Raw genomic sequence first — 10,448 nt, 5'->3', positions numbered from 1 at the left:
GGTTTTTTGGTTGGTTATTTAGTTTGAAAGCCGCTCTTGTTTCTCAACAAGGGCGGTTTTTATTTGCGGTAAAAATTCATTTCATCAATATAGTTCCAGACTTCATTGGGCAACAGTGGTCTGACGTTTTTTCCTGATTTTATGGCTTTTCTGATGTGAGTGGAAGAAATCTCCATTATCGGGGCATCTATGTGTACAATATCGGGATGATTTGTAAATTGGTTTTCGTGGCCGTTATCGGTTTTTCTGGGGTACACATAAATGGGATACTGCTCCAAAATCACCTCATAGTTTTTCCATTTATGGAAGGTGTTGAGGTTGTCTTCACCCATCAACAAACAAAACTGAATGTCGGGATATTTTTCCGAAAGATGCACCAATGTGTTGATGGTATAACTGGGTTGTGGCAGTTTAAACTCAATATCGCTTACTTTTAGCTTTTCGTAAGTTTCGCAAGCCCTTTGAGCCAGCTCCAACCGATGGTGGTCATCCAGCAAGGTTTTCTTTTTCTTAAAGGGATTGTGAGGAGAAACCACCAACCAGATTTCGTCTAGGTCACTGTATTCTACAAGATGGTTTGCAATGACCAGATGCCCAATATGAATGGGGTTAAATGAGCCAAAATACAAACCGATTTTTTTTGATTTCACGATTAGGTGTTTTTTGAATTTAAAAAATTGGACACTAAATCGTGTGCTTCCTGTAGTGCGGTTTCCAAATCGTTGTTTTCAATCACATAATCAAACTGTGGTGCAGTGGCGAGTTCAATTGATGCTTTGGCGATGCGCATATTGATTTTGTCATCGCTTTCGGTTTTGCGCTCTTTTAGCCTGCGTTTGAGTTCGTCAACACTGGGGGGTTTTACAAAAACAGCCAGTGTTTGTTCAGGATATTTTTTTTTGATGCGTAAACCGCCTACAACATCAATATCAAAAACCACATTTTTCCCCAAAGACCAAAGGCGGTCCACTTCAGATTTTAAAGTGCCATAGAAATTATCGCGGTACACCTCTTCCCATTCCAGGAAATCGTCGTTTTTAATGTGTTTTTTAAATTCCTCAAAAGACATAAAATAGTACTGCTCACCGTGTTTTTCTTCACCTCTCGGTGCTCGTGAAGTTGCAGAAATGGAAAACCCCAGGTTGAGATCTTCCTGTTTGAGCAGGTGTTGTACCAAAGTGGTTTTTCCCGATCCGGAAGGTGCTGAAAAAACAATAAGTTTGCCGTTTCCTTCCATTACAGCACGTTTAATAATTGTTCCTTGATTTTTTCAAGTTCGTCCTTCATCTGGACAACAAGCTGCTGCATGGATGCATGATTGGATTTTGAACCGATAGTATTGATTTCTCGGCCAATTTCCTGAGTGATAAAGCCCAGTTTTTTTCCGTTGGAATCCGGAGAGTTGAGTGCTTCAAGAAAATAGTTCAGGTGGTTATCCAAGCGCACTTTTTCTTCGGTGATGTCATATTTTTCAAGGTAGTAGATGAGTTCCTGTTCAAAGCGGTTTTCATCCACTTGTTCTTTCAGCTCGCTGACAGCTTTTCGCAAACGTTCCTTTACACCTTGTATGCGTTCAGGATCCATTTGGATGACTTTGTTTAACAAATCTGATATGGTTTGAACACGCATTTTGAAATCCTTTTTCAGGATTTCGCCTTCATCACTGCGGTATTTGTTTATCTCAATGAGTGCTTCATCAATGGCTTCAACAATTTGCTGATATTCACTTTCGTCAATTTCTTCTCTTTCGGTTTTTAGGGCATCGGGCATTCTGATGGCCATTTTGAGGAGTTCTGTGCGGTCGCCGTTTACCACCAGGCTGAGTTGCTTGATGTATTCTTCCACAACAGGAACATTGACTTGGGTTGAGGTTTCCTCACCGGTTAGTTCAATGAAAAGTGCAAAATCAACTTTACCGCGCTCCAGTTTGTTGGACAGCATGGTTCTGATTTGAAGTTCTTTTTCGCGGTAAGCGGAAGGAATGCGCGTGTTCAAATCAATACTTTTACTGTTAAGTGATTTGATTTCAACGGTAATTTTTTTGTTGGGAAGTTGTTTTACAGATTTCCCAAATCCTGTCATGGATTGTATCATAACTTTCTTTTAAAGTTTTGCAAAGGTAAAGAAAATGGCTTAAAGCCCACTGATAAACTCAGCCGTGCGTTTTTCGTTGTAATAGATGTTGCTTTTGTCATAAAAACCCACGTGGCCGCCATATTTTGGGATTTCTAGAAAAATGTTTGATTGTTTTTTGGCCAGGTCAACAGGATAGCAGGAAGCTGATAAAAAAGTATCGTTTTGTGCGTTTAAAATCAATACAGGAATTTTAATTTCGGGCAGAAACTGCAGGCTGCTGTTTTTGCGGTAATAGTCATAAGCATCAACAAAACCGTGTGCTTTTGAAGTGTAAATAGAGTCAAAATCCAAAAGTGATTTTATTTTTTTGTGGTCATCGGGATGAATATCATCCGGAAACATTTGGCTTTTTTCTTTGAGTTTTTTCTTCAGGCTTAACAGAAAAAATTGTGAGTAAATCACGTTGTGTCGTTTGTTGAGTTCTTCAAGCGAATGCTCAAGCGAAAGTGGTGTGGAAACCGCAACGGCTTTCTTAATTTCATTTGGAACTATATTTCTTTCGCCTAGATATTTCAACATTAAATTTCCACCAAGGCTGAATCCGTTAAGCATTATTTTGTCATACCTGTCTTTTTCAAGTATATGGTTAATTACAATTTCCAAATCGTCTGTAGCACCAGCAGTATATGATTTGTAAAGTTTGTTGGGCTCACCGCTGCACCCTCTAAAGTTTACGGAAACGGTATCCCACCCTTTTTTGTTTAAATGACTTGCGATGCCCTTCATGTAAGTGCGCTGTGCATTGCCTTCCAAACCATGAAGCAAAACCCCTAACTGACAACTCTCTTTAGTTGCATAACTCCAATCTAAATCCATAAAGTCACCATCGGGTAAAACAATGCGCTCCCTGTTTTGTTGAACCTTAGGTGGAACGCGCAATTTTGACGAGTAAATCGTAGAAAAATGTCCGTTTCTAAAAAGTACAGGAGGTTTGTATGTGGATGAAATTAATGGCATAAAGGGGAAACGAATTCGTTAAAATACTATGCGTGCACAGCAAAATTAATTAAGTTTGCAAAAACTTTCTGCAATGTACACCAAACAATTTGAAATCAGATGGAGTGATATTGATGCCAACAGGCATTTGGCCAACAGTGCTTATATCAATTTTATGAGTCACACCCGCATGGGGTTTTTAATGGAAAATGGCCTGGGACAGCGGGAGATGCTTCATTACAACATTGGCCCGGTGGTGTTTTATGAGCACATATACTATTTTAAAGAGGTATTTGTTGGAAAACCAATTACGGTTTCATTGCAGTTAAAAGGCCTTTCTGAAAACGGCATGTATTTTGAGTTTCTCCACAACTTTTACGATTCACACGGAAAGAATTTTGCAAGTTGTGAAATTATGGGTGGCTGGATTGATATGAAAGAACGAAGACTCACTGCGCTTCCAAATGAACTTCTTGAAAAACTAAGCGGTCTTGCCAAAACGGAAGATTTTAAAGTCCTAACGAAAGAAGACACCCGTAAATATGGTAAAATGCCCAAGGATTTAAGCTAAGTCTTTCGGCTTACGCGAACTCATATACACACCTGTAAATATCAAAATAGCTGCCAAGATCCTTACAGGAGTGAGGAAGTCTGCACCTATAACTACAGCAAACATCACCGCAATAACAGGCTGTAAATAAATAAACGCACCAATGGTTGAAGCACGCAATTGCCTAAGGGCATAAATGTTAAACAGGTAAGTTAAAAAGGTAGTTCCCACCACGACAAAGCCCATTTTTAGAATAACATCAAGAGGCAGGGTACTCCATTCAACTCTCATGAACTCATTGAAACCCACGGGAAGGTTGATAAAAACAGCAAACAAAAACAACCATTTCATCAATGTAATGGAACTGTATTTGGCAGTTAAAGGTTTTACCAGAATCAAATAAATGGAGTAGGCAGTCGCGTTGATGATAAACAAAACATTGCCTAGTGGAATATTAGGTGCGTTGAATTGATCTTTTTCTGCAAACAGCACCAGTGCCAGTCCTCCGGCCAGTCCGATAAAAATTCCTCCTGCTTTTAAAAAGGTAATTTTTTCCCTGACTAAAATAGCCGAAAGGATTAACAACAGAACAGGAGAAAGCGTGATGATTACCGAGCTGTTAATGGGTGTGGAAAGGCTTAATCCCTTAAAAAACATCAGCATATTGATGGACATTCCAAAAAGGGCACAAACAAAGATTTTCTTCCAGTCCTTTGGGTCAATTTTTTCGTTGGGAAACCACAAAGAAATGATCCAGAAAAGTAGGCAGGCTCCAATGACCCTTAAAACAATAAACCCGTAAGGTTCTATGAAATAAGGCATAATACCTTTAGCTATACTGTGGTTGATGCCATAGATGGCACTGGCAGCGGTTGCGGCAAGCAGGGCCTTGCTGCGGCTATCCATGTAGTGCATTTAAAGCTTCCTTGACAGTTTTGGAAGCATTGCCAATAAAAATTTGATTTTCAATTACTAAAACAGGTCGTTTAAGAAAGGTATAATGTTCCAGAATGAGGTTTTTATAATCGGTTTCGGAAAGGCTTTTGGATTTTAAATCACGCTCCTTGTACAACTGCGCCCTTTTGCTGAATAAAGACTCATAACTGCCGGCAAGTTGGTGTAAAACTTCAAGTTCATTTTTAGAAATGGGTTGAGATTTAATGTCTTGAATAACAACATCATCCGGAAGTGAAAGTTCATCCATAATACGTTTACAGGTCGAACAGCTGGACAGGAAATAAAACTTTTTCAAACCGATGTAGTTAAATTATGGAACAAATTTAATAATACTTCAGATATTGAGCTACTTCTTCGAAGGGGATTGTCAAAATTATCGGGCCTTCCGCATAGCTGGCAATTTCAAGCTGGTTGTAATGCAAGATCATTTCCGTTTGGGTAAACCCGACTGTTTCGGGTAAATGAAAAGTGTCATTTTCAAACCAAAATCCTGTTGCATTAATAGTTCTGTCTTTTGGGATTTGATAGACATTTCTGAATTTGTTTTCGCAAAAAGCGATTAATTCATCAGATAAGCTAAAGATGTTATTGTCTGAGAGTAATTCACCGGTTTTCGCATCAAAATTTAAATACTTGATTCCGCTTTGACCATGAGCACCTCCGGTGTACAGATAATAATTTAATTCAATCGACACTAAACTTTCCGATTGAAACGAAACCTGCATAAATGTATCCACATCATAGTCCACGTAGTTGTTACCAAATTCTTCCTGAAACTTTTTAAAATCGTCAATAAAAAACTGAACTGCTTCTGAAACATGAGCTATATAACTTCGGTCATCTTCAGCGGAAGCAACAATATCAATCAAGGCATCTTCAATGTGCCGGTTGACCTTTTTGGATTTTTGATTATTGCCTGAAGCTTTGAGGTATTGTATTTTAATACTCGGGCAATTTGTTGAGAGACAATCATCAAAGTTTACAGCAGAAATACTTGACTTTTCAAATTTCAAAGGGGTATTAAATGAACAACTACTTACCAAAATAACGGTAAGAAGCAGGGGGATGATTCTAAACATAAAAACAATTTGTTAAACAGCCGCTAAATATACATTTTGATTTAATATTGACCGAATATTCCCTTACATTTGTGATTATTTTTAAAATTTAAAACCCATTTTATGAAGTTTAATACCAAGACCATTCACGGAGGACAGCACAATGTTGACCCGGCATACGGCTCTGTGATGCCTCCTATTTATCAAACAAGCACATACTCTCAAACGACCCCCGGCGGTCACAAAGGCTTTGAATATTCCCGAAGTGGAAATCCTACAAGGTCAGCTCTTGAAAGAGCTTTTGCAAGTATCGAAAACGGAAAACACGGTTTGGCATTTGGCTCCGGTCTTGCAGCGATTGATGCGGTGATTAAACTCTTGAATCCGGGTGATGAAGTGATTTCAACCAACGACCTTTATGGGGGCAGTTACCGACTGTTCAGAAAGGTGTTTGAAAAATTTGGCATCAAGTTTCATTTTATCGGTATGCAGGACGCTTCCAAAATTGAAGACTACATCAATCAAAACACCAAGCTGCTTTGGGTGGAAACCCCTACAAACCCAATGATGAATATCATTGACATTCAAGCCTGTTCAAAAATCGCAAAAAAACACAAGATTCTGCTTGCGGTTGACAATACCTTTGCCACACCTTATTTGCAGCAACCATTGGAAATGGGAGCAGATATTGTGATGCATTCCGCAACCAAATATCTGGGTGGACACAGCGATGTGGTTATGGGTGCTTTGATTGTTAATGACGATGCACTTGCAGAACAACTATATTTTATACAAAATGCCAGTGGTGCCGTGTGTGGTCCCCAAGACAGTTTTTTGGTTTTGAGAGGAATAAAGACACTTCACTTGAGAATGCAAAGACATTGCGAAAATGGAGCAGTGGTTGCAAAATTTCTTTCGACCCATCCCAAAGTTGAAAATGTGTACTGGCCGGGATTTCCATCGCACCCCAATCACGAAATAGCCAAAAAACAAATGAAAGACTTTGGCGGGATGATTTCGTTTACTACAAAAGGAAATTATATTGAAGATGCCATAAAAGTAGTGGAAAAGCTAAAAATTTTCACCCTAGCCGAATCATTGGGAGGTGTTGAATCGCTTGCAGGACACCCGGCAAGTATGACACACGCATCCATACCAAAAGAAGAACGCGAAAAAACAGGAGTTGTCGATTCACTTATCCGCTTAAGTGTGGGAATTGAAGATGCAGAAGATTTGATTGAGGATTTAACACAAGCTTTAGCTTAATCGAGATAAAGTATGTATCCGACATTGAGCCAAAATATCCAGTCGTTAGCGAAGTTTTCAGGCACCTCGGGGTTGAGACCATCCACCCAGTTAGAAAAGTAAAATTGCCAGCGACCGTCAAGCATCAGGTCGCTCATGGGGGTTAGCTTATATCTAAAACCTAAACTCCAGACCACAGACCAGGTTGATCCAGGTTCAGTTCTTCTTGAAGTCTCGTCATACTTGTCAGGATAAAGTGCCTGACCAAGTTCAGATGGTTCAAAAATAGTGTATGCATCAGGGCTAAAATTGACCCAATGAGTGCCCAAACTTACGAAAGGAGCAATTAGATACCTGCCAGCAACAAAATCTCTAATACTTAAGGGGAAATACTCCAATTGGGAGCCAATATCAAATACAGAGGTTGAACCTCTCATACCCCTAAGTTGTTCAGCAGTGAGTGAAGTCCTTGAAGGATCAACCCACTTGCCATAATGTTGAAGCTGTGTTTTGTGATAGGACACCTCATTTCTTAATTTAAAATGATCATTAAAATAGGTGTCCCTTGTGTAGCAATTACAATCGGCGCTATAGGAAAAATTTATATAGTGAATCAACCCGACACCATACCCAACATTATTCATATTTGTTTCAATATCATTTCGTACCCCGTAATCTGAGTAAAAAACAACAGGGCCGGTAATTATACCAACTTCGTGTGAAAACCCAAATTGAGAAAAGGAGCCTAGGTAAAAAAAGGAAAAAACAAATACCAAGACAAAGTGTTTGGTTTTCATAGGGATAAAGATTATTTGAGACTAGACAAATATATAAAAACAAAATTAAGATGAAAGTTAAATAAAAATTTAGTAATTATGACTTTTGTCAAAAAAGAATAATTTCTTTTACTTTATATTTGCACCCAAATTAACGAAAACGTTACGTAAAATTATTCAAAATGACAGAAAGCATAAAAAACTTCGTCGCTCAGGTTGAAAAATCAAACCCCAATGAGCCTGAATTTTTGCAAGCAGTTAGAGAAGTTGCAGAAACAGTAATGCCCTTTATTGAAGAAAATAAAAAATATCAGGGACACAAACTTCTTGAACGCATGGTAGAGCCAGAAAGAGTCATCATTTTCAGGGTGCCTTGGACGACAGACAATGGTGAAATAATGATCAACAAGGCATACCGTGTTCAGTTCAACTCGGCTATTGGACCTTATAAGGGCGGAATGCGTTTTCACCCTTCAGTAAACCTGAGTGTCTTAAAGTTTTTGGGTTTTGAACAAACCTTTAAAAATGCACTGACCACTCTGCCAATGGGCGGAGGTAAAGGAGGGGCAGACTTTGACCCCAAAGGAAAGTCAGATGCTGAAGTGATGCGCTTCTGCCAAAGCTTAATGAACGAACTCCATAAATACCTTGGTCCGGATACTGATGTTCCTGCAGGAGATATTGGAGTCGGTGCACGTGAAGTGGGCTATATGTTTGGACAATACAAACGATTGAAAGATGAGTTTACAGGGGTATTTACCGGAAAGGGAATATCGTTTGGCGGTTCACTGATGCGCCCTGAAGCCACCGGTTATGGAAATGTTTACTTCGTTCAAAGTATGTTGAAAACCAGAGGCGAAACGCTTGAAGGAAAAATAGTAACAATTTCCGGTTCAGGAAATGTAGCCCAATATGCCGCTCAAAAAGCCACTCAACTTGGAGCTAAAGTAATTACGCTTTCAGACTCAAGTGGATATATCGTAGACAACGATGGTATAGATGAAGAAAAACTTGCCTTTATAATGGAATTAAAAAACGTAAAGCGAGGTAGAATCAGCGAATATGTGGTTCAATATCCAAACGCAAAATTTGTTGAAGGGGAACGGCCCTGGGGCGAAAAATGTGACGTGGCCCTACCCTGTGCCACACAAAATGAATTAAATGAAGAAGAAGCCAAAACCCTGGTTAAAAACGGATGTATCTGTGTGGGTGAAGGGGCAAACATGCCAAGCACACCAGAAGCCATTGAAATATTTTTGAAGGCAAAAATTTTATTCTCGCCCGGAAAAGCATCAAATGCCGGAGGTGTAGCAACATCTGGACTTGAAATGTCTCAAAATTCCATGCGTTATGGCTGGACAGCCGAAGAAGTTGATCAGAAGCTGTTTAAAATCATGGGTGACATCCACGATGCCTGTGTGAAATATGGAAAAGATAATGACGGCTATGTTGACTATGTAAAAGGAGCAAATATTGCCGGATTTGTTAAAGTTGCAGATGCAATGATTGCACAAGGTGTTGTATAAGCGATAAGCATAAACGAATTTGATAAACCACCTGTTAGAACGGGTGGTTTTTTGTTTCTGGCATTCGCAATAAATTCTTTTTAAATGTGTTAATGAAACTGTAAGTGAGTATCCATCATATGAAGCGACTGACAACCCTCTTTATCCTGTTAATAAGTTTTAACGGTTTTACGCAAAACTTTGAAAATCAATGGAAAGGATATTTTTCCTATTCCAATGTGGTCGATATAGCCACCGGCAACGATAAAATCATTGCCGCATCTGAAAATGCCATTTTTATTTATGATTTAATAACCACGGAAATCAATACAATCACTACGATTCAGGGGCTTTCAGGCGATTTAATATCTAAAGTGTATTACAGTGCCAATTTTGACATCATTATGGTTGGCTATCAAAACGGACTTATCGAACTTATTTTTGATGACAATACCGTTTTAAGGGTTATTGATATTTTAAACAAACCTACAATCCCCCCAAACCAAAAGCGGATCAACCATTTTTATGAGTTTAGCGGCAATGTGTACATCTCAACAGAATTTGGTGTTTCAATTTATGACCTTACCAGGCTGGAGTTTGGGGACACTTATTTTATTGGAGACTTTGGAGCTCAGGTTGAGGTGAATCAAGTGACCGTTCACGACGGATTGATTTATGCCGCTATGAACAACAAGGTGAAGAGTGCTGATGTAAACAACCCAAACCTCATCAATTTTCAGCAATGGAATGATTTTTATCCTTTTGGCATATTAGGAATCCAGTCATTTGGAAATCATCTTTATGGAATTGATTTTAATTCAAGGCTACTGCGATTGACAAACGGAAATATTACGGTTATTGCTACCTTTCCTCAGGCAAATAAAAACATATATACCACCGAAAATCATCTTACCGTAACTTCAGAAACACGCTCAACTGTTTTTGATGTCCTGATGAATCAGGTATCGACAATAAACAATGTAGTCGATTTTCAATACACACTCTCAAATTCATTGGCTTACAACGAAAAAGTGTACTTAGCCACACAACAGTTCGGGATTTTGGAAGTTCCGTTTAACGGAAATGAAGCCAACCAGATTCTTCCTGAAGGGCCATTGTTAAACAGTCCGTTTGCCATTGATGCCACGCCGGGCCAGCTTTGGGTGGTATATGGTGCAGTGTCGTTATTTTTCAACCCTTATCCACTCAATCCCAACCGAAGAGGCATCAGCCATTTTGAAAATAATGAATGGACGAATATTCCTTATGAAGGTGTTTTGGATGC

General features: G+C 39.1%; 12 protein-coding genes. 4 read left to right on the top strand and 8 right to left on the bottom strand.

Going from position 1 to position 10,448, the window contains the following annotated elements; genetic code table 11:
• Nucleotides 1–59 precede the first annotated feature (59 nt).
• From nadD to AC6F75_RS14545, 4 genes are read right to left on the bottom strand one after another with little or no spacing between them, the layout of a single operon-like run.
• The gene (gene nadD, locus AC6F75_RS14560) at nucleotides 60–650 is read right to left on the bottom strand and encodes a nicotinate (nicotinamide) nucleotide adenylyltransferase (RefSeq protein ID WP_500715814.1); all 591 of its coding nucleotides are present in this window, start codon (nucleotides 648–650) and stop codon (nucleotides 60–62) included.
• Nucleotides 651–652: 2 nt separating this feature from the next.
• Entirely contained in the window at nucleotides 653–1,237 is a 585-nt protein-coding gene (gmk, locus tag AC6F75_RS14555; RefSeq protein ID WP_500715813.1) for a guanylate kinase, read from the bottom strand.
• On the bottom strand, nucleotides 1,237–2,094 hold the full coding sequence (locus AC6F75_RS14550; RefSeq protein ID WP_500715812.1) for a YicC/YloC family endoribonuclease: 858 nt from the start codon (nucleotides 2,092–2,094) through the stop codon (nucleotides 1,237–1,239). Before AC6F75_RS14550 ends, gmk begins: the two co-directional genes overlap by 1 nt.
• A 39-nt stretch (nucleotides 2,095–2,133) precedes the next feature.
• The gene (locus AC6F75_RS14545) at nucleotides 2,134–3,093 is read right to left on the bottom strand and encodes an alpha/beta fold hydrolase (RefSeq protein WP_500715811.1); all 960 of its coding nucleotides are present in this window, start codon (nucleotides 3,091–3,093) and stop codon (nucleotides 2,134–2,136) included.
• Between the two features lie 73 nt (nucleotides 3,094–3,166).
• Here AC6F75_RS14545 and AC6F75_RS14540 point away from each other — a divergent pair, with 73 nt between their 5' ends.
• The gene (locus tag AC6F75_RS14540; RefSeq protein WP_500715810.1) at nucleotides 3,167–3,643 is read left to right on the top strand and encodes a thioesterase family protein; all 477 of its coding nucleotides are present in this window, start codon (nucleotides 3,167–3,169) and stop codon (nucleotides 3,641–3,643) included.
• Here AC6F75_RS14540 and AC6F75_RS14535 read toward each other — a convergent pair.
• From AC6F75_RS14535 to AC6F75_RS14525, 3 genes are read right to left on the bottom strand one after another with little or no spacing between them, the layout of a single operon-like run.
• Nucleotides 3,635–4,528 carry an EamA family transporter gene (locus AC6F75_RS14535; RefSeq protein WP_500715809.1) on the bottom strand — a complete coding sequence of 298 codons (894 nt, stop codon included), beginning with the start codon at nucleotides 4,526–4,528 and terminating at the stop codon, nucleotides 3,635–3,637. The two genes, AC6F75_RS14540 and AC6F75_RS14535, sit on opposite strands and share 9 nt — an antisense overlap.
• A complete protein-coding gene (locus tag AC6F75_RS14530; RefSeq protein WP_500715808.1) occupies nucleotides 4,521–4,874 on the bottom strand; it encodes an ArsC/Spx/MgsR family protein in 354 nt (117 codons plus the stop codon). The genes AC6F75_RS14535 and AC6F75_RS14530 overlap by 8 nt, the downstream gene beginning before the upstream one ends.
• A gap of 28 nt (nucleotides 4,875–4,902) precedes the next feature.
• Complete coding sequence (locus AC6F75_RS14525) at nucleotides 4,903–5,658, bottom strand: PdaC/SigV domain-containing protein (protein WP_500715807.1); 756 nt, start codon at nucleotides 5,656–5,658, stop codon at nucleotides 4,903–4,905.
• A gap of 102 nt (nucleotides 5,659–5,760) precedes the next feature.
• On the opposite strand from AC6F75_RS14525, the gene AC6F75_RS14520 reads away from it, so the two are divergent.
• Nucleotides 5,761–6,903 carry a cystathionine gamma-synthase gene (locus AC6F75_RS14520; protein ID WP_500715806.1) on the top strand — a complete coding sequence of 381 codons (1,143 nt, stop codon included), beginning with the start codon at nucleotides 5,761–5,763 and terminating at the stop codon, nucleotides 6,901–6,903.
• On the opposite strand, the gene AC6F75_RS14515 is transcribed toward AC6F75_RS14520, so the two are convergent.
• The gene (locus AC6F75_RS14515) at nucleotides 6,900–7,679 is read right to left on the bottom strand and encodes a THC0290_0291 family protein (RefSeq protein WP_500715805.1); all 780 of its coding nucleotides are present in this window, start codon (nucleotides 7,677–7,679) and stop codon (nucleotides 6,900–6,902) included. The two genes, AC6F75_RS14520 and AC6F75_RS14515, sit on opposite strands and share 4 nt — an antisense overlap.
• Nucleotides 7,680–7,840: 161 nt before the next feature.
• On the opposite strand from AC6F75_RS14515, the gene gdhA reads away from it, so the two are divergent.
• Both gdhA and porZ read left to right on the top strand, forming a co-directional pair.
• Nucleotides 7,841–9,184 carry an NADP-specific glutamate dehydrogenase gene (gdhA, locus tag AC6F75_RS14510; protein ID WP_500715804.1) on the top strand — a complete coding sequence of 448 codons (1,344 nt, stop codon included), beginning with the start codon at nucleotides 7,841–7,843 and terminating at the stop codon, nucleotides 9,182–9,184.
• Nucleotides 9,185–9,303: 119 nt separating this feature from the next.
• On the top strand, nucleotides 9,304–10,448 hold a 1,145-nt coding region (gene porZ, locus AC6F75_RS14505; RefSeq protein WP_500715803.1), incomplete at its 3' end, for a type IX secretion system anionic LPS delivery protein PorZ.

The sequence above is a fragment of the Planktosalinus sp. genome (assembly GCF_059864935.1).
This window is presented reverse-complemented; position numbering and strand designations above follow the sequence as displayed.

Bases quoted from the DNA above. Each gene is read 5' to 3' on its own strand.
- gmk (WP_500715813.1), bottom strand. From the start codon at position 1,237: ATGGAAGGAAACGGCAAACTTATTGTTTTTTCAGCACCTTCCGGATCG.
- AC6F75_RS14550 (WP_500715812.1), bottom strand. From the start codon at position 2,094: ATGATACAATCCATGACAGGATTTGGGAAATCTGTAAAACAACTTCCC.
- AC6F75_RS14545 (WP_500715811.1), bottom strand. From the start codon at position 3,093: ATGCCATTAATTTCATCCACATACAAACCTCCTGTACTTTTTAGAAAC.
- AC6F75_RS14540 (WP_500715810.1), top strand. From the start codon at position 3,167: ATGTACACCAAACAATTTGAAATCAGATGGAGTGATATTGATGCCAAC.
- AC6F75_RS14535 (WP_500715809.1), bottom strand. From the start codon at position 4,528: ATGGATAGCCGCAGCAAGGCCCTGCTTGCCGCAACCGCTGCCAGTGCC.
- AC6F75_RS14525 (WP_500715807.1), bottom strand. From the start codon at position 5,658: ATGTTTAGAATCATCCCCCTGCTTCTTACCGTTATTTTGGTAAGTAGT.
- AC6F75_RS14520 (WP_500715806.1), top strand. From the start codon at position 5,761: ATGAAGTTTAATACCAAGACCATTCACGGAGGACAGCACAATGTTGAC.
- AC6F75_RS14515 (WP_500715805.1), bottom strand. From the start codon at position 7,679: ATGAAAACCAAACACTTTGTCTTGGTATTTGTTTTTTCCTTTTTTTAC.
- gdhA (WP_500715804.1), top strand. From the start codon at position 7,841: ATGACAGAAAGCATAAAAAACTTCGTCGCTCAGGTTGAAAAATCAAAC.